This window comes from Streptomyces sp. NPDC058279 (assembly GCF_042881255.1).
GTDB lineage: Bacteria > Actinomycetota > Actinomycetes > Streptomycetales > Streptomycetaceae > Streptomyces.
This window is the reverse complement of record NZ_JBHVYA010000009.1, coordinates 236,528-258,662: the sequence shown is the minus strand read 5'-3', so window position 1 is coordinate 258,662 and position 22,135 is coordinate 236,528. Positions and strand designations below refer to the sequence as shown.

The window sequence follows — 22,135 nt, the reverse complement described above, 5'->3', positions numbered from 1 at the left end:
GCCGCATGACCACCGGAATTCGGCAGGACCGTGACGGAGCGGCGCAGCCGCCGCAGCGCTTCGTCATCAGCTTCGCGGGCTTCAACCGGCCCTGGGCCGTGTGGATCGCCCACCGCTTGGAGGAGCACGGCCACCGCGTCGCCCTCCAGCGCTGGGACCCGCAGACCAGCCCGGGAATCACCGAGGCCCTCGACGACCTGGCCCGCGCCGGCGGGAGGGTCATCGTCGTCCTCAGCGAACGGTACTTCTCCGCGGGCACCCACACCGAGGAGGAGTGGAACGCGGCCCTGCGCACCGTCACCGAACACCACCCCGACCGGTTCGCCGCCGTCTGCCTCACCGACGCCCCGCTGCCGAGCGCCGTGGCCGCCCTGGAGAAGACCGACCTGTGGGGCCTGGACGCCTACGAGGCCGAGTACCGGGTACTGCGCCGGCTGGAGCTGCCCACCGACCGCATCGGCATCGAGAGCGGCCGTCGCGGCCCCCGCTTCCCCAACGACCCGCCCGAGATCTGGGGCCGGGTACCGCGCCGCAACCCGCGCTTCACCGGCCGCAACGACGTCATCGGCCGGCTCCGCGCCGCCCTCACCGAGGCCCCGCCCGGGGCCTCCACGGTCACCCTGCTGGGTCTCTCCGGGGTGGGCAAGACGCAGGTCGCCACCGAGTACGCCTACCGCTTCGCCTCCGAGTACGACGTGGTGTGGTGGGTCCCGGCCGAGGACCGGCCCACCCTGCGCGAGCGGCTCGCGGACCTGGCGCCCGCGCTCGGCCTGCCGCGCGGCGCGGGCAGCTACGGGGAGCAGATCCGGGCGGTGCTGGAGGCGCTGCGGCGCGGCAACCCGTTCTACCGCTGGCTGCTGGTCTTCGACGGCTGCGACAACCCCGACGACCTCACCGACCTGCTGCCCTCCGGCGCCGGCGACGTGATCATCACCTCCCGCAACCGCGAATGGGCGGCTCGCCACACCAGCCTCGTGGAAGTCCCGCTGTACGCCCGCCCCGAGTCGGTGACCTTCATCCGCCGCCGCGCCGGGCGGCTCACCGCCGCCGAGGCCGACCAACTCGCCGAGGCCCTGGAGGACTACCCGCTCGCCCTCGACCAGACCGCCGGCTGGCTCGCCGACTCGCCGATCGGCGTCGGCGAGTACCTGAACCTGCTGCAACGCCGGCTCGACTCCCACGAGGCCGTCACCCTCTCCGACGACTACCCGCTGCCCTTCCCCACCGCGCTGGCCATACTCCTGAACAACGTACGGGAGAACTTCCCCGACGCCCTCGCGCTGCTGCGGCTGTTCGTCTTCTTCGCCCCCGGCCGGGTCCCGCTGCGGCTGCTGAGCGAGTTCCCCGCGGACGACGTGCCCGAACAGCTCGCCGGGCTGATCAACGACCAGATCCGGTGGAACGCCGCCCTCAACAAACTCGTCCAGTTCTCCGTCGTCCGGCTGGAGTACTCCGACCTCGCCGTCGAGGAGGGAGGCGGCCTGGAGACCGTCCAACTCCACCGGATGGTCCACAACATCGTCCGCGGCGACCTGGGCGACGACGAGTCCGAGGAACTGTCCCGCGTCGTCCGCCAGGTCCTCGCCGCGGCCGACCCCGGACAACCCTCCGACTCCCGGCTCTGGCCCCGCTACGCCGAACTCATCCCGCACCTGGAACCCGCCGGGGTGCTGCGCAGCTCCAACCCGCGCATCCAGAACTTCCTGCTGAACTGCCTGCGCTACCTGCTGCGCGCCGGGGAGTACCGCACCTGCCTGCGGCTGGCCGAGGAGACCGACGGGATCTGGCGGCCCATGCTCGGCGAGGACCACGACCAGGTACGCGAACTCAGCTACCACTACAGCAGCGCCCTGCGGATGCTCGGCCACTTCCGCCAGGCCGAAAACCTCGCCAAGGCGCGGGCGGAGCGGCTGGTGGCCGAACGGGGCCCGCGCGACCTCGAATCGCTGCGCGCCACCAGCTCCTACGCCGGGGTGCTGCTCAGCACCGCCAAGTTCGAGCAGGCCCGCGAACTGCTCGAACACGCCTTCGCCAGCTACCGCGAGCTGCTCGGCGAGGACGACGCGACCACCCTCGCCGCGCAGAACAACGTAGCCGTCGCCCTGCGCCTCCTCGGGCGCTACCAGGAGGCGTACGACACCGACCTCGACACCCTGCGGCGCCGCGAACGGGTCCTGCGCGTGCGGCACATCGCCACCCTTTCGTCCGGGATCGGCTGCGCGATGGGCCTGCGCCTCATGGGCCGCTACCGGGAGGCACTGGCCCGCCAGGAACAGGGGCTCAAGATCAACGCGCAGGTCCTGGGCACCAACCACCCGCAGACCCTGCGCGCCGAACACAACCTGGGCCTGTGCCTGCGCCGCTCCGGGGACATCCCCGGCGCGGGGGCCCGGCTGCGCAGCGTACTGGAGCGCTCGACGCGGGTGTTCGGCGCGGAGTTCCCCTGGACGCTGATGGTCGCCTCCGACTACGCGACCTACCTGCGGGAGTACGGCGACGTGGACGAGGCCCGCCGGATCTCGGAGGACGTCGTACGCGGCTACCAGTCGCAGCTGGGCCTGGCCCACCCGTACAGCATCGGCACGGTCGGCAACCTCGGGCTGGTGCTGAGGGCACAGGGCGAACGGGCGGAGGCCCTGAACCTGGCGGAGCAGGCGCTGGTGGGGATGCGGGGTGCGCTGGGCGACGGGCACCCGTGGACCCTGGGCTGCGCGCTGAACGCCTCCGGGCACCGGAACATCACCGGGCGGCCGGAGGACGCGGTGGAACTGAGCCGGGAGACCCTGCGGGGGGCGGAACGGGTGCTCGGCCCCGACCACCCGATGACGCTGAGCGCACAGATCGCGCTGGCGGCGGACCTGCGGGCGGTACGGGAGGACGCGGAGGCGGCGAAGCACGAGGACGCGGGCCTCAAGGCGCTGACCCGCACCTTGGGCGCGCAACACGTCCACACGGTCTCGGCCCGCCAACAGGCCCGGCCGTACTGGGACTTCGAGCCACAGCCGTAGCCACTTCCAGCCTCGTGGGGGTCGGCGCCTCGGACGACAGCGGGCTGGATTTGGTCGGCGCCGCCCGAGGTGGCCGGAAGGCCCGGGCCCCGATCGGGGCCCGGGCCTTCCGGGTGGTGCGGGTGGTGCGGGTCGGCGGGGCGACTACGCCTCGAAGACCTCGTTCAGCAGGAGCTGCTGCTCCGCCTGGTGGCGCTTGGCGGAGCCCACCGCCGGGGACGAGCCGTGCGGGCGCGAGATGCGCCGCAGGCGCTCGCCCGCCGGGATGTCCGCGCCGACCGCCAGGTCGAGGTGGTCGATCAGGTTCAGCGCGATGAACGGCCACGCACCCTGGTTCGCCGGCTCCTCCTGCGCCCAGATGTACTTCGCCGCGTTCGGGAACTTGGCGATCTCCGCCTGGAGCTCGGCGCCCGGCAGCGGGTACAGCCGCTCGATGCGGATGATCGCCGTGTCCGTGACGCCGCGCTTCTCCCGCTCGGCCTCCAGGTCGTAGTAGACCTTGCCCGCGCAGAAGACGACCTTGCGGACCGCGTTCGGGTCCACCGTGCCGTCGCCGATGACCGGACGGAACGAACCGGTCGTGAACTCCTCCGCCTTCGACGCCGCCGCCTTCAGACGCAGCATCGACTTCGGCGTGAAGACGATCAGCGGCTTGTGGTGCGGGTTGTGGACCTGCCAGCGCAGCAGGTGGAAGTAGTTCGACGGCAGGGTCGGCATCGCGACCGTCATGTTGTTCTGCGCGCACAGCTGGAGGAAGCGCTCCGGGCGGGCGGACGAGTGGTCCGGGCCCTGGCCCTCGTAGCCGTGGGGCAGCAGCAGCGTGACGCCGGAGGTCTGGCCCCACTTCTGCTCCGCGGACGAGATGAACTCGTCCACGATGGTCTGCGCGCCGTTGACGAAGTCGCCGAACTGGGCCTCCCAGAGGACCAGGGCGTCCGGACGGGCCAGCGAGTAGCCGTACTCGAAGCCCATCGCCGCGTACTCGGAGAGCAGCGAGTCGTAGACGTTGTAGCGGGCCTGGTCGTCGGACAGGTACTGCAGCGGGGTGTAGTCCTCGCCCGTCTCCCGGTCGATGAGGACCGCGTGACGCTGGCCGAACGTGCCGCGGCGGGAGTCCTGGCCCGACAGCCGGACCGGCGTGCCCTCCATCAGCAGCGAACCGAAGGCGAGGGTCTCGCCCATGCCCCAGTCGATGGTGCCCTCGTCGATCATCGCCGCGCGGCGCTGGAGCTGCGGCAGCAGACGCGGGTGGACGGTGACGTTCTCCGGGATGTTGACCTGCGCCTCGGCGATCCGCTTGACGACCTCCTGGGAGACCGCCGTGTTCACCGGGACCGGGAACTCCGGCTGCGCGGCGGCCGGGGCCGGGGCGGCGACCGCGGGCTGCGTGGCGGCCTCGCGGACCTCCGCGAAGACCTTCTCCAGCTGGCCCTGGAAGTCCTGGAGCGCCTGCTCGGCCTCTTCCAGCGTGATGTCGCCGCGACCGATGAGGGACTCGGTGTACAGCTTGCGCACCGAGCGCTTCTTGTCGATCAGGTCGTACATCAGCGGCTGCGTGAACGCCGGGTTGTCGGACTCGTTGTGGCCGCGACGGCGGTAGCAGATGAGGTCGATGACCACGTCCTTGTTGAACGCCTGACGGAACTCGAAGGCGAGCCGCGCGACGCGGACCACGGCCTCCGGGTCGTCACCGTTCACGTGGAAGATCGGGGCCTCGATCATGCGGGCCACGTCGGTCGCGTACATGGACGAACGCGAGGACTCCGGGGCGGCGGTGAAGCCGACCTGGTTGTTGATGACGACGTGGACGGTGCCGCCGGTGCGGTAACCGCGCAGCTGCGACATGTTGAGCGTCTCGGCGACGACACCCTGGCCGGCGAAGGCCGCGTCGCCGTGCAGCGCCAGCGGCAGGACGGTGAAGTCCGTGCCGCCCTTGTTGATGACGTCCTGCTTGGCGCGGGAGACGCCCTCCAGGACCGGGTCGACCGCCTCCAGGTGCGAGGGGTTCGCGACGAGCGAGACCTTGATCTGCTCGCCGTCCAGGCCGGTGAAGGTGCCCTCGGCGCCCAGGTGGTACTTCACGTCGCCGGAGCCGTGCATCGACTTCGGGTCGAGGTTGCCCTCGAACTCGCGGAAGATCTGCGCGTAGGACTTGCCGACGATGTTGGCGAGGACGTTCAGCCGGCCGCGGTGGGCCATGCCGATGACGACCTCTTCCAGGCGGGCCTCGGCGGCCGAGTCGATGACGGCGTCCAGCAGCGGGATGACGGACTCGCCGCCCTCCAGGGAGAACCGCTTCTGGCCGACGTACTTCGTCTGCAGGAACGTCTCGAACGCCTCCGCCGCGTTGAGGCGGCGCAGGATGCGCAACTGCTCCTCGCGCTCCGGCTTGGAGTGCGGGCGCTCGATGCGGTCCTGGATCCACTTGCGCTGCTTCGGGTCCTGGATGTGCATGAACTCGACGCCGGTGGTGCGGCAGTACGAGTCGCGCAGCACACCGAGGATGTCGCGCAGCTTCATCATGGACTTGCCGGAGAAGCCGCCGACCGCGAACTCGCGCTCCAGGTCCCACAGGGTGAGGCCGTGCTCGGTGATGTCGAGGTCGGGGTGCTTGCGCTGCTTGTACTCCAGCGGGTCGGTGTCGGCCATGACGTGACCGCGGACCCGGTAGGAGTGGATCAGCTCGAAGACGCGGGCGGCCTTGGTGACGTCGTCGTCGTGGGAGGCGTCGATGTCCCGGAGCCAGCGGACCGGCTCGTACGGGATGCGCAGCGCCTCGAAGACGTCGTCGTAGAAGCCGTTCTCGCCGAGCAGCAGGTTCGCGACGATGCGCAGGAACTCGCCGGAGGCCGCGCCCTGGATGACCCGGTGGTCGTAGGTCGAGGTCAGGGTCATGACCTTGGAGATGCCCAGCTTGTTCAGGGTGTCCTGCGAGGTGCCCTGGAACTCGGCGGGGTAGTCCATCGAGCCGACGCCCATGATGACCGACTGACCGGGCATCAGACGCGGCACCGAGTGGACGGTGCCCAGGCCGCCGGGGTTGGTCAACGAGACGGTGACGCCGGTGAAGTCGTCCATCGTCAACTTGCCGACGCGGGCGCGGCGGACGATGTCCTCGTACGCCTGCCAGAACTCGAAGAAGTTGAGGGTCTCGGCCTTCTTGATGCCGGCGACGACGAGCTGCCGGTCGCCGTTGGCCTTCACCAGGTCGATCGCCAGGCCGAAGTTCACGTGCTCCGGCTTGACCAGGGTCGGCTTGCCGTCCTTCTCCGCGAAGGAGTAGTTCATCGACGGCATGGCCTTGATGGCCTGCACCATCGCGTAGCCGATCAGGTGCGTGAAGGAGATCTTCCCGCCCCGGGCGCGCTTGAGGTGGTTGTTGATGACGATGCGGTTGTCGAACAGCAGCTTCACCGGGACGGCGCGGACGGACGTGGCCGTCGGGACGTCCAGCGAGGCGTTCATGTTCTTGGCCACGGCGGCGGCCGGACCGCGGAGCGTCACCAGCTCGGGCCCGGTGGGGGCCTCGGTGGCGGGCGCGGACTTCTGGGGGGCGACCGGAGCGGCAGCCTGAGGGGCGGGCGCGGCCGGTGCGGCGGCCGGGGCCTGGGAGGTGACAGTCACAGCAGGGGCACCAGAGGGGGTGGCAGGAGCAGGGGCAGGAGCTGACACGGGCGTGGCGGCAGGGGCTCCGGTGGAGCCGGTCCCCGCGACGGGGGGTGCGGCGCTCGCCGCCCCCGTGGCGGCTGCGACGTCGGCCCGCGGGACCTCGGCGGTGACGGTGGCGGCGGCCTGTGCGGAGGCGCCGTCCGTCGTCGTGGACTTCTCGGGACCATCCGCCTTCACGGGAGCGGCAGCGCCCCCGGTCTTGTAGTCGGCGAAGAAGTCCCACCAGGCCCGGTCGACCGAGTTGGGGTCCTGGAGGTACTGCTGATAGATCTCGTCGACGAGCCACTCATTCGCACCGAAGCCTGAGGCAGGGGTCTTCCCGCCCTCTGCTGCTTCGGTCGTGGTGCTCGGGTTACTGGGGGACTGTGGCGACACGGCGGCAACCGCCCTCTTCCGCTTCACAAGGTATGGACAGCGGGAATAAAGGCTACGCCTCCCGGACGGGGTGATGCAGGCCGGACGGGACTTACGTCGTGCAGGTCACATCGAACGGCGGGTTTCACCGCCGGGAATGGCGGGAAACAAGCGTGGTTCGGGTAGGGGGCACCCAGGTTGCGGCCCCCTTGGCTACGCACCCCTTGTGAACCCGGCCGGGTGTGGCCGAGATCATGTCCTTTCCCACTCGAACCCTACGTCAACGCGGCACCCGCGAGCTGCCCGGAAGCGTGACGAGGATGCGGCAGCCCCGTGACGATTCGGCCACGCGGATGTCCCCGCCGTGCAGGCCGACGGCCCAGCGGGCGATCGCCAGGCCCAGCCCGGTACCGCCGTCACCGCCGCCCGCACTGCCCCGGTTGAAGCGCTCGAAGACCCTGTGGCGTTCTTCTTCCGGGATTCCGGGCCCTTCGTCCCGGACCTCGACCACGAGGCTCTCGGGCGCGTCGCCGGCCCGGGCGCGGACCGTGACCCGGCCGTGCGGCGGACTGTGCTTGACCGCGTTGTCGATCAGATTGGCCACCACCTGGTGCAGCCGCTCCGCGTCCGCGTACGCGGTCAGGCCCGAGGGATGCACGTCCAGGTGGAGGTGGACGTCGTTGCGGGTGTGTCCGCCCGACCCGGTGGCCAACCCCGGCCGCCCGGCCGCCGCCAGCCCCGACTCCTTGAGCACGCCCGACAGGTACGGCCACACCTCGAAGCGGCGCGCCCGCAGCGGCACGACCCCGTTGTCGACCCGGGACAGGTCCAGCAGGGTCTCCACGAGCCGGCCCAGTCGCTCGGTCTGCTTGAGCGCCGTCCGCATCGTCTCCGGATCGGCCTGCGAGACCCCGTCCACCACGTTCTCCAGCACGGCGCGCAGCGCCGCGATCGGCGTGCGCAGCTCGTGCGAGACGTTGGCGACGAGTTCCTTGCGGTGGCGGTCCACCGCCTCCAGGTCGTCCGCCATCAGGTTGATCGTCGAGGCCAGGTCGCCCAGCTCGTCCCGGCGGCCCGCCCCGCGCACCCGGCGCGTGTAGTCCCCGCGGGAGATCGCCCGGGCCACCCTCGTCATGTCGTCCAGCGGCGCCGTCAGACCGTGCGCCACGAACTGCGTGATCAACATCGAGGCGATCACCGAGAACACGGTGATGAACCGCAGCTCCGTGTCGGTGCGCAGGGCCACCATCAGCAGCCCCGTCGTGATGAACACGGACACCACGACGAGCGTGCCCAGCTTCGTCTTGATCGAGAACGGCGAGAACGGCCGCAGTGCCCCGGCGCGCTCGGCGGCCCCGTCGGCGGCACCACCGGTGCGGCCGACGCCACCGGTGCGGCCCGCGCCGCGCACCCGACCCGGGCGGGCGCCGCTCACGACTGGGCCGGGGTCTCCAGGGCGTACCCGACGCCGTGGACCGTACGGATCCGCTCGGCGCCGATCTTCCGGCGCAGCGCCTTGATGTGGCTGTCGACCGTCCGGGTCCCCGACGCGTCGGCCCAGTCCCACACCTCGGCCAACAACTGCTCCCGCGAGAGCACCGCGCGCGGCGTCCCGGCCAGGCACACCAGCAGGTCGAACTCGGTCGGCGTCAGGTGCACGTCCTCCGCCTGCACCCGCACCCGGCGCTGCGCGTGGTCGATCTCCAGATCGCCCAGGCGCAGCGTCGCCCCGCGCGGGGCGGTCGCCGCCTGCGTGGCCCGCTCCACCCGCCGCAGCAGGACGTGCACCCGCGCGGCCAGCTCCCGCATGGAGAAGGGCTTCGTCATGTAGTCGTCGGCGCCGACCCCGAGCCCGACCAGCATGTCGGTCTCGTCGTCCCGGGCGGTGAGCATCAGCACCGGCACCGGCCGCTGCGCCTGGACCCGGCGGCAGACCTCCAGCCCGTCGAAGCCGGGCAGCATGACGTCCAGCACCAGCAGCTCGGGCAGCCAGCTCTCGGCCGCGGCGACCGCCGCCGGGCCGTCGTACGCCGTCTGCACCTGGAATCCCTCGGCGCGCAGCCGGGCCGCGATCGCGTCGGCGATGGTGCGGTCGTCCTCGACCACGAGCACGCGCCGCTGGGCACCTGGAGTGGCCGCGGCGCCGCTGTGGGTGGTGTGTGTCTGTTCCATGTCCCGCCCCTGAAGATCCCGCGTGATGGGGTGCAGCGTAGAGGAGGCATCGGCCCGCGGCCATGTGGGGTTCCGACGGACCGCCGCGGACGTCCGGAACCCGCTCAGCCCTCGAAGGGGGGCAGCGCGTCCAGCACCTTCGTCAACACCGCAGGGACGGAACCGTCGTTGGTGACGACCTTGAGGCCGCCGCGGACGAAGGTGTACGTGAACCCGTCGAAGACCGTCCCGCCGCTCTTCGTGGTCCGGGACAGCTGCGCGAAGTCCGCCGCCTCGACCGCCGCGCGCAGCCGGCCGAGCTGGATCGACGAGAGCAGGCCGCCGCCCTCGGGCTCCGCGTGCGCGCCCCGCCGGGTCCAGGAGCCGTCGGGGGAGACGCTCAGGGTGTGCGTCCGGCCGGCGAAGCCGCCGCCGCGGGTGACCGTGACGATTCTCTCGGCGGTGGCGGGCGGCGGGGAGGGCGCCCCGGTCTCGGTCTCGGGCGCCGTCGTGTCCCGGGGCGCGGGCCCGCTCGCGCCGGCCGTGGCCTCCGCGGTGAACGTCACCAGCGCGTGGTCCGGCCGGGCCAGTCCGCACCCGCCGAGGACCACCACACCCAGCAGTGCCGCCGTCGTCGCCGTTGCCGTCGCCCGGAACGCTCGCACAACCCACCTCCGCTGGAACGGGGGCCGACCCGAACCCCGAGTATGGAGCCCGCACCACTCGCACGGAAGCACCCGGAGGCCGACATCAGCCGCACAGCCCTGTGGGGCCGCACGGCCCTGTGCCGCGGGCTGCCGCCGCTCCTCGCCGTCGTCCTCGGCCTGTGGGGCCTGGAACGCGGCCCCGCCGGCGGCAGCATGTGGCGCGACGAGTCCGTCACCGTCCAGGTGGCGCACCGCCCGCTCGGCGACCTCCCGGGACTCCTCGGGCACGTCGACGCCGTCCACGGCCTGTACTACCTGCTGATGCACGCGGTCTACGGCGTGTGGGACGGCGGCCTGTGGGCGCTGCGCCTGCCCTCCGTCGCCGCCACCGCCCTGGCCGCCGCCGGCGTGGCCGCGGTGGCACACCGGCTGGCGGGGCCCGGCGCGGGGACCCCGGCCGGGCCGCGGTCCGGGACCCGGGCGGGGACCCGGGCCGGGGCGGCGGTGATCGCCGGGAGCGCCTACGCCCTGCTGCCGCCCGTGCAGATGTACGCGCAGGAGGGGCGCTCGTACGCCCTCGTCGCCTGCGCCGTGGTCTGGGCCACCTACCTGATGCTGGCCGAGCGGTGGCCGGCGTACGCGGTGGTGCTGCTGCTCGGCTGCTGGCTGCACGAGTTCGCGGTACTCGGCCTGCTCGCGCACGCCTGCGCGGCGTGGCGCTCGCGCGGCTGGCGGTGGAGCGCCGCGGCCGTCGTCGCCGCCCTGCTGCCGCTGGCCGTCCTCAGCGCCCGCCAGGCCCGGCAGCAGCTCGGCTGGCTCGGGCGGCCGAGCTGGCAGGACTGGACGGCGTACGGGGTGCTCGTCGTCGCCGTGCTGCTCTTGGCCCGGGGCCTTCGCGAGGAGCGCCGGGCCCTGCGGGTCGCCGTGCCGCTCGCGCTGCTGCCGCCGGGACTGCTGATGACGGTCTCGCTGGTCCACCCCTGGTACGTGGACCGGTACGTGCTCTACGCCCTCGCCGGGCTCGCGCTGCTGATCGGGCTGCGCCTGGCGCCGGCCGACGGCGTGTGGGCGCGCCCGGTGCGGGCGCGCCCGATCGGGGCCCGCGCGGTGTGGGCCTCGGTACTGGCCGCCGTGCTGCTGGTGGCGTGGGGAGGCTGGTCGGGCCGGCTGCGGACCCCCGAGAGCCGCAAGGACGACGTGTTGGCGGTGGCCGCCGCCGTCCGGGAGCGGGCCCGGCCGGGGGACGCCGTGCTGTTCATGCCGGCGCGCCGGCGCGAGTGGCTGCTGTCCTCGCCCGGGACCTACGCGCCCCTGCGCGACCTGGCCCTGGCCCGGACCCCCACGGCCTCCCACAGCCTGTGGGGGACCGAGCTGCCCGCCGCGGGGATACGGGCGCGGCTGGCCGGGGCGGCGCGGGTGGTGGCGCTGCTCGACCCGCCGGGCCAGCCGCTCGACCCGTACCCCGCGGAGGCGGCGAAGCGGGAGGCGCTGGCGGCGGGGTTCCGGCTGTGCTCGGTCACCGGGGTGCGCGGGGCGCGCGTCGCCGTGTACGGCCGGACCGACGCCGACTGCGGCTGAAGGCGCCGCCTGGGCACGGTGGTTGGATGGGCGGACCGACACACCGGAGGATTTTCACGATGGAGCCCGAGAACCCCTTCGGACCCCTGATCGGGGCCGAGCGGCTCGCCGTCCGCCTGCTCGAACCGGACCTGGTGCTGTTCGACGCCTCCGTCGGCGCGTGGCGCGGCGCGGACCGGCGGATTCCCGGCGCCCGTCCCTTCGACCTCGACGGTGCGCTGTCCGACCACGGCTCTCCCCTCCCGCACACCATGCCCACGCCGGCGCGGTTCGAGGAGGCGATGCGCGACCTCGGGCTGGGGGAGGGCGACACGGTCGTCGTGTACGACGGCGCCGGGATCCACTCCAGCGCCCGCGCCTGGTGGATGCTGCGCGCGATGGGCTTCGACCGGGCCGCCGTCCTGGACGGCGGGCTCCCCGCGTGGCAGGCCGCCGGGCTGCCGCTGGAGAACACCGGCCCGGCGTACGACGGCCCGCGCGGCTCCTTCACCGCCCGACCGCGCCCGGGACTGCTGGTCGACGCCGACACGGTGGCCGCGGCCCTGACCGATCCGGGCGCCGCGGTGCTCGACGCCCGCAGCCGGGAGCGGTTCGCGGGCACCGCACCCGAGCCCCGCCCGGGGCTGCGCGGCGGCCACATGCCGGGCGCCGTCAACCTCCCTTTTACGGAACTCCGGGCACCGGGCGGCCTGATGCGACCGCCGGGCGAACTCCGGGAGGCGTTCCGGGCGTCGGCGGGCGAGCGGGAGCGGCTCTACCTCAGCTGTGGCTCCGGGGTGACGGCCTGCGTCCTCGCGCTGGGCGCCGAACTGGCCGGCTACCGGCAGACGGCCGTCTACGACGGCTCGTGGAGCGAGTGGGGCCTGCCCGGGACCCCGGACCGGCCGGCGGTGACGGGGGGTTAACCCCCGCCCGCGCCCGGGTAGCGACCCCCTCGTGGCTGGGGCCGGAGCCCGACAGACTTCCGCACATGACTTCCCACCGGCCCGTCCTCCTCGCCGTACCCGCCCTCGCCGTCACCGCGGGACTGCTCCTCAGCGGCTGTTCCCTCGGCCGGCTCGCCGAGGGTGGGCAGAAGACGGCGACCGACGACGCCACCGTGACCGAGGTCGTCCACTCCGTCGAGGTGGCGGACGGGCGGCACGGCTCGGTCGAGGTCACCCCGGGCAGCGGCCCGGGCGTCACCGTCCACCGCACGGTGCACTACCGCGGTGGCACCCGGCCCGAGCCCGGGCAACGGGTCACGGGGGGTCTCCTCAGCTTCACCGACGGCTGCTCGGACACCTGCTACGTCGACTACCGGCTGGAGGTGCCCGCCTCGGCGACGGTGAAGCTGCGGACCGACAGCGGTCGCCTCAGGGTCACCGGCGTCGCCGCCGCCGACCTCCGTTCCTCCTCGGGGGACGTCACGGCCGAACGCATCGCGGGCCCGCTGACGATCCGTACCTCCTCGGGCGACATCCGGGCCGCCGGACTGTCCGGCCCGCGCGCCGACGTCCACTCCGACTCGGGCGACGCCCGCCTGGTCTTCAGCACGCCCCCGGCCTCGGTCACCACCGACACCGGCTCGGGCGACCTGACGCTGCGGGTGCCCCCGGCGGCCTACCGGATCGCCGCCTCCACCGCATCCGGCTCGCGTGACATCGGCCTCCCCGCCGACCCGGCCGCCCCGGCGAGCCTCTCGGTGCGCACCACCTCGGGCGATCTCCACCTCTCGGCCGGCTGACGCCCGGCGTCGATTCGCCCGAGCACGCGTTCGCGCCGAGCGTGTTCGCCCCGGGCGAACTCAGGTTGGGGAACATCGGGGGGCTCCGGGACATTGAGTCGGCATAGCTCAACTTCACTGCCGGAGGGAAGATCATGGCTTCGACGTCCGTTACGCTCACTCTGCCCGTGCTGCCGCTCGATGACGAGGTCGTGCTGCCCGGAATGGTGGTACCGCTGGACCTGTCCGACGCCGAGGTGCGCGGCGCCGTGGAGGCCGCGCAGGCCGCCGCGGGCAGCGGGAAGCCGCGGGTGCTGCTCGTACCGCGGGTCGACGGGAAGTACGCCGGGATCGGGGTGCTCGGGACCGTCGAGCAGGTGGGACGGCTCTCCGACGGTGATCCCGGGGCGCTGATCCGCGGTCGCGGCCGCGTCCGGATCGGCGCCGGCACCACCGGACCCGGGGCGGCGCTCTGGGTCGAGGGCGAGACCGTCGACGAACAGGTGCCCGACCCGCTGCCCGGGGCCGTCACCGAACTCGTCAAGGAGTACAAGGCCCTCGCCACCAGCTGGCTCAAGAAGCGCGGGGCCTGGCAGGTCGTGGACCGGGTCCAGCAGATCGAAGGGGTCTCGGCCCTCGCCGACAACTCCGGGTACTCGCCGTTCCTCACGGTGGCCCAGAAGGTGGAACTGCTGGAGACCACCGACCCCGTCGCCCGCCTCAAGCTCGCGATCAAGGCGCTCCGCGACCACCTCGCCGAACAGGACGTCGCCGAGTCCATCGCCAAGGACGTCCAGGACGGCGTCGACAAGCAGCAGCGCGAGTTCCTGCTCCGCCGCCAGCTGGAGGCGGTCCGCAAGGAACTGCGCGAACTGAACGGCGAGAAGGAAGGCGAGGAGTCCGACGACTACCGGACCCGCGTCGAGGGCGCCGACCTGCCCGAGAAGGTACGGGAGGCCGCGCTCAAGGAGGTCGAGAAGCTGGAGCGCGCCAGCGACCAGTCCCCCGAGGGGTCCTGGATCCGCACCTGGCTCGACACCGTGCTGGAACTGCCCTGGAACGAGCGCACCGAGGACGAGTACGACATCCGCGGCGCGCGCGCCGTGCTCGACGCCGAACACGCCGGGCTCAGCGACGTGAAGGACCGGATCACCGAGTACCTCGCCGTGCGCAAGCGGCGCTCCGAGCGCGGCATGGGCGTCATCGGCGGTCGCCGCGGCGGCGCCGTACTGGCCCTGGTCGGGCCGCCCGGCGTCGGGAAGACCTCCCTCGGGGAGTCGGTCGCGCACGCCATGGGCCGCAAGTTCGTCCGGGTCGCCCTGGGCGGCGTACGGGACGAGGCCGAGATCCGCGGCCACCGGCGGACGTACGTCGGGGCGCTGCCCGGCCGCATCGTGCGGGCCATCAAGGAGGCCGGGTCGATGAACCCGGTCGTGCTCCTCGACGAGATCGACAAGGTCGGCTCCGACTTCCGCGGGGACCCGGCGGCGGCGCTGCTGGAAGTGCTGGACCCGGCGCAGAACCACACCTTCCGGGACCACTACCTGGAGGTGGAGCTGGACCTGAGCGACGTGGTGTTCCTGGCCACCGCCAACGTGCTCGAAGCCATCCCCGAGGCGCTCGCCGACCGGATGGAACTCGTCCGGCTCGACGGCTACACCGAGGACGAGAAGATCGTCATCGCCCGCGACCACCTGCTGCCCCGCCAACTGGAACGGGCCGGCCTCGCCGCCGACGAGGTGGTCCTGGCGGAGGACGCGCTGCGCAAGCTGGCCGGGGAGTACACCCGGGAAGCGGGCGTGCGCACCCTGGAGCGGTCGCTGGCGCGGCTGCTGCGCAAGGTCGCCTCGCAGCACGAGCTGGGCGAGCGGGACCTGCCCTTCACCATCGGCGCCGACGACCTGCGGGCGCTCATCGGGCGGCCGCACCACGTCCCGGAGTCCGCGCAGGACCCGGCCGAGCGGCGCACCGCCGTGCCGGGCGTGGCCACCGGCCTCGCCGTGACGGGAGCGGGCGGCGACGTGCTGTTCGTGGAGGCGTCGCTGGCCGACCCCGAGACCGGGGCGGCCGGGCTGACGCTGACGGGGCAGCTGGGTGACGTGATGAAGGAATCGGCGCAGATCGCGCTCAGCTTCCTGCGCTCGCACGGCGCCGAGCTGGAGCTTCCGGTCGCCGACCTGAAGGACCGGGGCGTGCACATCCACTTCCCGGCCGGAGCGGTGCCGAAGGACGGCCCGAGCGCGGGCATCACGATGACGACCGCGCTGGCCTCGCTGCTGTCGGGCCGACAGGTGCGGACCGACGTGGCCATGACCGGCGAGGTCTCGCTGACCGGGCGGGTGCTGCCGATCGGCGGGGTCAAGCAGAAGCTGCTCGCCGCGCACCGGGCCGGGCTGACCACGGTGATCATCCCGAAGCGGAACGAGGCGGATCTGGACGATGTGCCGGCGGAGGTGTTGGAGGGACTGGAGGTGCACCCGGTGACGGATGTGCGCCAGGTGCTGGAGCTGGCCCTCGCGGAGGCGGAGGTGGCGGCCGTGACGGCTGCCGCGTAGCGCCTGGCCGGCGGGTGCAGGGCGCCTCGTGGGCGGGGCCGGGGGTACCCGGCTCCGCCCGGCGGCCGTGGGGCTCGGCCCCACACCCCGGCGTCGCGAACACCGGCGGGGCCGACGACACCCCGGCGCCGCGAACACCGGCGGGCCGACCACACCCCCGCCGGGCTGCGCCGGGCGGGCCGACGACACCCCCACGGGGCTGGATCGGCGGGCCCGCTGCGAAATACTGGGGGAGGCAGCGGGAGAACATCAGCGACGGGAGCCGGACGTGCACGGGAGAGAAGACCAGGAGTTCCTTGCCCTGGAGCGGGAGCTGTCCGTCTTCCTCCGGCGCGCCCGCGCCTCGTCCGGCGAGATGGCCCGCGCCCTCCACCCCGAACTGGAGCCGGCCGCGTACGGGCTCCTCGTCCGGCTGGAGGCCGCCGGTCGCCAGCGGGCCACCGAGCTCGCCGCCTACTTCGGCGTCGGCAAGGCCACCATGAGCCGCCAGCTGCGCGCCCTGGAGCTCCTCGGCCTGGTGGCCCGGGAGCCGGACCCCGCCGACGGCCGGGCCTTCCTCGTCGGGCTCACCGAGGAGGGCCGGGCCCGGTTCCTGCGGGTCCGCGGCGCCCGCCGCGAGCAGTACATGCGCACGCTCGCCGACTGGGACCGCGGCGAGGTCGCCGAACTGGCCCGGCTGCTGCACCAGCTCAACCAGGGCGCCGAGTAGCAGCCCGGGCCCGTCCTCCTCACAGCTCCGCGTACACCGCCGACGCGTCGTCGTGGCGCTTGTGGGGGGCCGACGGGCGGGCCGGGTCGGACTCGACCGCCCGGACCCGGCCGATCAGGCCCTCGGCGCCCTCCTTGCGCAGCACCGTCATGCAGTCGGCCCAGTCGCCTTCCCGGAACGTGTCCGTCCACCGGCCGGCCCCGTCCGTGAGCGCCGCCACCGCCCGCACCCGCGCCCTCGGCGTGCGCCCGGTCACCGCCCGGACCGCCACCGCCGGGTCCGCCGCCGCCGTGAAGAAACCGCCCTCGGCGTTGCGCAGCGCGTCCGCCGCGGCCACCGAGCGCAACGCCTCCCGCGGGACCAGGTCCAGCCGGTCGTCCCGTACGGCCGTGACCTCACCGCCGGGCGCCTGGAGGAGCAGGACCGAGTCCGACAGCACCAGATGCTCCACGTGCGTCTCGTCCCAACGGACCAGCACCACCGTCGCCTGCGGGGTCCGCACGTGAGAAAGGTCACAGCCGTCGCCGTGCGCCGCGGCGGTCGCCCCGATGGCCTCCGCGAGAATCCGCTCCAGCGGCATGTCCCGCCGCGAGCCGGACAGTTCGGTCAATCGGCCGCCGAGCCGGGCCGTGAACCACGGCACCCCGTGCACGCACCCGTCGTCGCCGCGCGGTGGGGTGACTCCGTCGAGAACCACCACAACTCCGCCGCCCAACGCGGGTGTCGCCACCGAGACCCAGTCCTCGTTGGGACGTTCCGGGCTGCCGGCCACCGAGGCCAAGTCGATGCGCATGCGGACATTCTGCCCCGCCCCACGGCCGTTGGGCGGACCCCGGTTCAGGGAAGGTCCGTACCAAATCGGGAGGGGTGGGACGCCCCCGCGCGCGACCCCCGGGGCCGGAAGGGCGGGGCATCTTGCCAAAGCGTCCCGCGAACTTTCAACCGCCCGTCCACGAACGACACCTGGCACGCGCCGGCCGAGTTGGCCGCCCCCTCCTCCGTGATGTTCACTCCTTCGAGTGGCGGGGTGGGCGATGTGCGGCTCTGTTCCCATCGCACTGCGAAGGTCTGAGGCGGTACGAGGGGGCAGGGAGCGTTTACTTGTTGACCGGCCGTTACCTCGGCCACACGAGTAGACGAGCACGAGCACACGTACAGGATTGCGAGCACCGGTGCAGAAGAAGCGGTCTCGGAAGAACGGCACCGCCAGCGCAGACGGACCCGCCCCCGCAGGACGTCGCGTCCGCGTGCGCAGCAGGCTGGTGGTCGGCGTGGCCGTCGCCGGCCTCACCGTCCTCGCGGCAGGCGCTCCCGCCGTCGTCTCCGCAACCAGGGAACTGAACGACTCCCAGCGGCTGGTCACCCTCGCCGAGCAGGCCCAGGGCAGCCTCACCCTGGCCCACCTCCTCGGCGACGAGCGCGACGCCGTGGTCGAGTACGCCGCCAAGGGCCGCCCCACGGGCGCCAAGACGGTCGTGCAACAACGCGTCGCGGGTACCGACCGACAACTGTCCGAGGTCCGGGCCGACGCGGACGGGCAACTCGCCGGTGTCCTCGGCCGGATCAAGGCGGTGCGCGCCGAGGCCGTCGACGGCAAGGGCGGCGCCCTCGCCGCGCACCAGGCGTACACCGCCGTCATCGCGGAACTCCTCGCGCCCGGCGACCGACTCGCCGAACTGACCCCGCCGCGCGCGGAGGCCGCCCTCGCGACCACCCGCCCGCTCGCCCCCCTCGGCCAAGCCGTGGAACAGGCATCGGCGACCCGCGGACTGCTGCTGGCCGCCCTGGCCGCCCTGGCCGTCCCCGTCCCCCGGAGCGAGCAGTCCTCCGGCTCGGCCGCCGCCGACGAACTCACCGCCGCCGCCCAGCGCGCCCGGGTACGGGAACAGGCCGCCCTCGACGACTTCGCGCGGGCCGCGCGCCCCGAGGTACGGCAGACGCTGACCGACACCGTCACCGGACCCGAGGTCAAGACGGCCGACGACTACCTCAAGCGCCTCGCCGAGCGGCCGGCGCCGTCCACGGCCGACCGCAACCCGACCGACCGCAAGGCCGACGCCGGTTCCGTCGGCTCGGCCCTCACCGCCCGGATCGACCGGATGCGTTCGGTGGAGTCCACCCTGGCGGGCCGGCGGTCCACCGCCCTCGCCACCCTGCGCGACGACGACGTCCAGCGGCTGGAGCTGCTCGTCGCCTTCCTCGGCGTGCTGTTCCTGCTCGTCGTGGGCGTCTCCACGGCCGTCGCCCGCTCGCTGACCCGACCGCTGTCGGTGCTGCGCCGGGGCGCGGAGCGGCTGGCGACCCCGGAGGGCTCGGTCGAGCCGGTCCGGTTCACCGGCCGCAACGACGAGTTCGCCCAGGTCGTCGGCCACCTGAACGCGGTACGGGACCAGACCGTCGCCCTGCACACGAAGATCGCCGGACTCGACGCCGACCGGCGCCGGCTCATCGGCCGCAACGAGGCGCTGTCCTCGGGCCGGGGCGCGCTGGAAACGGAGCTCAAGGAGGTCCGGGCCCGGTTGGAAGCGGAGCTGGAGGAACTGCGGGCCGGGCTGGAAGAGCACCGCCGCATCATGTCCACGACCTCCGTCTCCCTCTCGCTGCGGACCCTCGGCCTGGTCGAGCGGCAACTGGCCGTCATCGAGGAACTGGAGTCCAAGGAACAGGAGCCCGAGCGGCTCGCGACCCTGTTCAAACTGGACCACCTGGCGACGGTGATGCGCCGTCACAACGAGAACCTGCTGGTCCTGGCCGGGCAGGAGCACGGCCATGGGCAGGCGTTGCCGGTACCCCTGGTGGACGTCCTGCGGGCGGCGGTCAGCGAGATCGAGCGCTACGAGCGGGTCGACCTCGCCGCACTGCCGTCGTACACGCAGGTCGCGGGGCACGCCGCCGACGACATCTCGCACGTCCTCGCGGAACTCCTGGAGAACGCGACGACGTTCTCGCCGCCGGACGCCAAGGTGAAGGTGTCGGGCCGGCTGCTGGACTCCGGTGAAGTGGTGCTGTCCGTGCTGGACGAGGGCATCGGGGTCACCGCCGACCGGCTGGAGTCCCTCAACGCGCGGCTGGCCACGCCGGAGGCGTACGACGAGGAGCCCGAGGCGGAACACGGGCTGGGGCTCGGCCTGTACGTCGCCGGCCGCCTCGCCGCACGCCACGGGGTGACGGCGGAGCTGCGGGCCGGCCGGCACGGCGGGACGGAGGCCCTGGTGGTCGTCCCGGCCGCCCTGCTGCCGACGGCGCCGCCGACCTCGCCCGTGCACACGCTGGCCACGCCGGGGCTGCCGGAGTTCCGGCTGCCCGGGGTGATCGCCGAGGCGAACGAGAACACGCTGCCCCCGAGGGTGCCGCCGGCGCCCGAGCCGGCGCCTCCGGTGGCGGACCCGGGCGCGGGCGCCGCGCCCGAGGTGGCTGCGGGCGCCGGCTCGGAACCGGCCCCGGGCGAGGCAGCGCGGGAGTTCCCGGCCGCGGAGTCCGACGGTGCGGCCGACGGGCCCCTCCCGGACGCCGACCAGGACGCGCGGGCCACCGCCCCGCAGGGGCCGTCGACCGGGAGCGCCGCCGACGCGGGCCGGGCCGAGCCCGCCGAAGAGCTGCCGACCCGGGTCGTGCCCGAGGCCGGCGAAGGGACCTTCGAGGCTCCCGCCGGGCAGTTGCCCCCCGCCGAGCAGGTGTTCACGGCGGCGGCCCCCGCCGCCGGGGCGCCGGGCGGGGCGGGTCCCGAGGAGGAACTCCTCGCGAGGGTCGTGCCCGCGCCGGACGCGGTGGCCTTCGCGGTGCCCGACGCCGCCCCGGGGAGCGCCGAGCCGCTGCCCGAGACCGCGCCCGGGGCCGACGTACAGCCGGAACCGGGGTCCGCGCCCGCGCGGCCCGACACCGACCCGGCGGACGCCGCCCCCCACGGCCGGGCCGCCGCCGAGGACAACTGGCTCCCGCGCCAGGGCAACCACGGCCACCCCGAGGAAGCCGTCACCGACAAGGGCCTGCCGAAGCGGACCCCGCGCCCCGCGGCCACGGCCCCGACGACCGACCGGCCGGCCGGGGCACGGCCCGAGCCGCGCCGGGTGGACGCCGACGAGCTGCGCCGCCGACTCGGCGGCTTCTACCAGGGCTCCCAGGACGGGCGGCGCGTCGCGGCGGCCGAACTCGCCCAGGACCGGGGCTCGGGCCGGGACCAGGACTCCGACCGAGGCCAAGGCCGAAACGCCGGCCGGGACCGGGACCGGGACCAGGACCAGCGCCGGCAGCAGGGGCAGACCGACCGGGGGGACACCGCACAGGAGGCACGCACATGACCGCGCCCAGTACGTACGGACTGAGCACCCAGGCCCGCAACCTGCAATGGCTGCTGACCGACCTGGTCGAGGAGGTGCCCGGCGTCAACTCCGTCGCCGTCGTCTCCTCGGACGGGCTGCTGCTGCTCTCCTCGGAGCCGACGGCCCCCGTGGAAGCGGGCCGGCCCAAGGGCCCCCGGGGGGCCTCCGCCGACCTCGCCACCATCGTCTCCGGGCTCGGCAGCCTCACCAGCGGTGCCGCCGACCTGATGGAGTTCGGCTCCGTCAAGCAGACCATGGTGGCGATGGAGCACGGTTCCGTCTTCGTCATGGTCATCAGCGACGGCTCGCTGCTCGGCGTGCACGCCACCCCCGACTGCGACATGAGCGTCGTCGCCTACCACATGGCCCTGTTCGTGGGCCGGGCCGGGCACGTCCTGACCCCCGAAGTCCGCAGCGAGCTGCGCCAGTCGATGGAGAACACCCCGTGAGGAGTCCGGCTTCCGACCGGCTGCCCATACGCGGCGCCGACCGCCGCCCCGCCCGGGTCCGGCCGTACTCCCTCACGGGCGGCCGAACCCGCTTCGCGCAGATCCTGCTGGTGGAGACGTTCGTCGCCGCCCTCGACACCGGACCGGCCGCAACGGCCGACCGGATGCCGGAGATGCCGGCCATCGTCGAGGTGTGCCGGCGCATGCGCACGATCGCCGAGATAGCGGCGCTGCTGAAACTGCCGCTCGGCGTGGTCCGCGTCCTGGTCAGCGACCTCGCCGACCAGGGACGCGTCCGCGTCTACGGCACGGGCCACGGCGCCGGCCGTCCCGACCGCGCGCTGCTGGAAAGGGTGCTCAGTGGCCTTCGTCGTCTCTGATCCGGCCGTGGCCGAGGACGAGCCCGTCCAGCCGTGGCAGTACGACCGTTCGAGGGCGCCCGTCGCCGTGAAGGTGCTGGTCGCGGGAGGCTTCGGGGTCGGCAAGACCACGCTCGTGTCGTCCGTCTCCGAGATCACCCCGCTGCGCACCGAGGCGGTGATGACGCGGGCCGGTCTGGCCACCGACGACCTGTCCGCCACCCCGGACAAGGCCACCACCACCGTCGCCATGGACTTCGGCCGGGTCACGCTCGCCGACGACCTCGTCCTGTACGTGTACGGCACCCCGGGCCAGGAGCGGTTCTGGTTCATGTGGGACGACCTGGCGCGGGGCGCGATCGGCGGCCTGGTGCTGGCCGACACGCGCCGGCTGCGCGACTGCTTCCCGGCCCTCGACTACTTCGAGAGCTGCGGGCTGCCGTACGCCGTCGCCGTCAACCACTTCGAGGGCTCGCGGGAGTACGAGGAGGCCGACGTGCGCGAGGCGCTCGGCATCCCGCCGTACGTCCCCGTCGTGATCATGGACGCGCGGCGCCGGGACACGGTCGTCGAGTCCCTGCTGGCCCTGGTCTCGCACGCCCTGGACGTCACCCCCGAATAGCGCGAAGCGC

The 22,135-nt window shown here is 73.5% G+C and carries 15 protein-coding genes; 10 read left to right on the top strand and 5 right to left on the bottom strand.

What is annotated here, in order from left to right; all coding sequences use genetic code 11:
- Nucleotides 1-5: 5 nt before the first annotated feature.
- The gene (gene fxsT, locus ACFVXJ_RS19635) at nucleotides 6-3,008 is read left to right on the top strand and encodes an FxSxx-COOH system tetratricopeptide repeat protein (RefSeq protein ID WP_389663163.1); all 3,003 of its coding nucleotides are present in this window, start codon (nucleotides 6-8) and stop codon (nucleotides 3,006-3,008) included.
- A 144-nt stretch (nucleotides 3,009-3,152) separates the two neighbouring features.
- Here fxsT and ACFVXJ_RS19630 read toward each other — a convergent pair whose 3' ends face one another.
- From ACFVXJ_RS19630 to ACFVXJ_RS19615, 4 genes are all read right to left on the bottom strand, one after another.
- Complete coding sequence (locus ACFVXJ_RS19630; protein ID WP_389663161.1) at nucleotides 3,153-7,052, bottom strand: multifunctional oxoglutarate decarboxylase/oxoglutarate dehydrogenase thiamine pyrophosphate-binding subunit/dihydrolipoyllysine-residue succinyltransferase subunit; 3,900 nt, start codon at nucleotides 7,050-7,052, stop codon at nucleotides 3,153-3,155.
- Between the two features lie 259 nt (nucleotides 7,053-7,311).
- Nucleotides 7,312-8,364, bottom strand: coding sequence for an ATP-binding protein (locus ACFVXJ_RS19625; RefSeq protein ID WP_389663263.1), 1,053 nt, complete (start codon nucleotides 8,362-8,364; stop codon nucleotides 7,312-7,314).
- A 98-nt stretch (nucleotides 8,365-8,462) separates the two neighbouring features.
- A complete protein-coding gene (locus ACFVXJ_RS19620) occupies nucleotides 8,463-9,203 on the bottom strand; it encodes a response regulator transcription factor (RefSeq protein ID WP_389663159.1) in 741 nt (246 codons plus the stop codon).
- A gap of 104 nt (nucleotides 9,204-9,307) precedes the next feature.
- Complete coding sequence (locus tag ACFVXJ_RS19615; protein WP_389663158.1) at nucleotides 9,308-9,847, bottom strand: hypothetical protein; 540 nt, start codon at nucleotides 9,845-9,847, stop codon at nucleotides 9,308-9,310.
- A 42-nt stretch (nucleotides 9,848-9,889) separates the two neighbouring features.
- Here ACFVXJ_RS19615 and ACFVXJ_RS19610 point away from each other — a divergent pair, with 42 nt between their 5' ends.
- The 5 genes from ACFVXJ_RS19610 (at nucleotide 9,890) to ACFVXJ_RS19590 (ending at nucleotide 16,376) form a co-directional block, all read left to right on the top strand.
- Nucleotides 9,890-11,407 carry a hypothetical protein gene (locus ACFVXJ_RS19610; RefSeq protein ID WP_389663156.1) on the top strand — a complete coding sequence of 506 codons (1,518 nt, stop codon included), beginning with the start codon at nucleotides 9,890-9,892 and terminating at the stop codon, nucleotides 11,405-11,407.
- A 59-nt stretch (nucleotides 11,408-11,466) separates the two neighbouring features.
- Nucleotides 11,467-12,312, top strand: coding sequence for a sulfurtransferase (locus ACFVXJ_RS19605; RefSeq protein ID WP_389663154.1), 846 nt, complete (start codon nucleotides 11,467-11,469; stop codon nucleotides 12,310-12,312).
- Between the two features lie 65 nt (nucleotides 12,313-12,377).
- A complete protein-coding gene (locus ACFVXJ_RS19600) occupies nucleotides 12,378-13,133 on the top strand; it encodes a DUF4097 domain-containing protein (RefSeq protein ID WP_389663152.1) in 756 nt (251 codons plus the stop codon).
- A gap of 134 nt (nucleotides 13,134-13,267) precedes the next feature.
- Nucleotides 13,268-15,667 carry an endopeptidase La gene (lon, locus tag ACFVXJ_RS19595; RefSeq protein ID WP_389663151.1) on the top strand — a complete coding sequence of 800 codons (2,400 nt, stop codon included), beginning with the start codon at nucleotides 13,268-13,270 and terminating at the stop codon, nucleotides 15,665-15,667.
- A 268-nt stretch (nucleotides 15,668-15,935) separates the two neighbouring features.
- Nucleotides 15,936-16,376: a MarR family winged helix-turn-helix transcriptional regulator gene (locus tag ACFVXJ_RS19590; RefSeq protein WP_389663149.1), complete on the top strand. Its 441-nt coding sequence runs from the start codon at nucleotides 15,936-15,938 to the stop codon at nucleotides 16,374-16,376.
- Between the two features lie 19 nt (nucleotides 16,377-16,395).
- On the opposite strand, the gene ACFVXJ_RS19585 is transcribed toward ACFVXJ_RS19590, so the two are convergent.
- The gene (locus tag ACFVXJ_RS19585; RefSeq protein ID WP_389663148.1) at nucleotides 16,396-17,169 is read right to left on the bottom strand and encodes a hypothetical protein; all 774 of its coding nucleotides are present in this window, start codon (nucleotides 17,167-17,169) and stop codon (nucleotides 16,396-16,398) included.
- Between the two features lie 454 nt (nucleotides 17,170-17,623).
- Between ACFVXJ_RS19585 and ACFVXJ_RS19580 the strand changes: the two genes are divergently transcribed.
- The 4 genes from ACFVXJ_RS19580 to ACFVXJ_RS19565 are packed head-to-tail and all read left to right on the top strand — an operon-like array spanning nucleotide 17,624 to nucleotide 22,125.
- A complete protein-coding gene (locus ACFVXJ_RS19580; RefSeq protein ID WP_389663147.1) occupies nucleotides 17,624-20,674 on the top strand; it encodes a nitrate- and nitrite sensing domain-containing protein in 3,051 nt (1,016 codons plus the stop codon).
- Nucleotides 20,671-21,144, top strand: coding sequence for a roadblock/LC7 domain-containing protein (locus ACFVXJ_RS19575; RefSeq protein WP_389663146.1), 474 nt, complete (start codon nucleotides 20,671-20,673; stop codon nucleotides 21,142-21,144). The genes ACFVXJ_RS19580 and ACFVXJ_RS19575 overlap by 4 nt, the downstream gene beginning before the upstream one ends.
- Nucleotides 21,141-21,524 carry a DUF742 domain-containing protein gene (locus ACFVXJ_RS19570; protein ID WP_389663144.1) on the top strand — a complete coding sequence of 128 codons (384 nt, stop codon included), beginning with the start codon at nucleotides 21,141-21,143 and terminating at the stop codon, nucleotides 21,522-21,524. Before ACFVXJ_RS19575 ends, ACFVXJ_RS19570 begins: the two co-directional genes overlap by 4 nt.
- The gene (locus ACFVXJ_RS19565) at nucleotides 21,505-22,125 is read left to right on the top strand and encodes an ATP/GTP-binding protein (protein WP_389663142.1); all 621 of its coding nucleotides are present in this window, start codon (nucleotides 21,505-21,507) and stop codon (nucleotides 22,123-22,125) included. The genes ACFVXJ_RS19570 and ACFVXJ_RS19565 overlap by 20 nt, the downstream gene beginning before the upstream one ends.
- Nucleotides 22,126-22,135 lie beyond the last annotated feature (10 nt).

Coding starts and splice junctions, on each gene's coding strand:
- ACFVXJ_RS19600 (WP_389663152.1), top strand. CDS start 12,378: ATGACTTCCCACCGGCCCGTCCTCCTCGCCGTACCCGCCCTCGCCGTC.
- ACFVXJ_RS19610 (WP_389663156.1), top strand. CDS start 9,890: ATGGAGCCCGCACCACTCGCACGGAAGCACCCGGAGGCCGACATCAGC.
- ACFVXJ_RS19585 (WP_389663148.1), bottom strand. CDS start 17,169: ATGCGCATCGACTTGGCCTCGGTGGCCGGCAGCCCGGAACGTCCCAAC.
- lon (WP_389663151.1), top strand. CDS start 13,268: ATGGCTTCGACGTCCGTTACGCTCACTCTGCCCGTGCTGCCGCTCGAT.
- ACFVXJ_RS19620 (WP_389663159.1), bottom strand. CDS start 9,203: ATGGAACAGACACACACCACCCACAGCGGCGCCGCGGCCACTCCAGGT.
- ACFVXJ_RS19575 (WP_389663146.1), top strand. CDS start 20,671: ATGACCGCGCCCAGTACGTACGGACTGAGCACCCAGGCCCGCAACCTG.
- fxsT (WP_389663163.1), top strand. CDS start 6: ATGACCACCGGAATTCGGCAGGACCGTGACGGAGCGGCGCAGCCGCCG.
- ACFVXJ_RS19605 (WP_389663154.1), top strand. CDS start 11,467: ATGGAGCCCGAGAACCCCTTCGGACCCCTGATCGGGGCCGAGCGGCTC.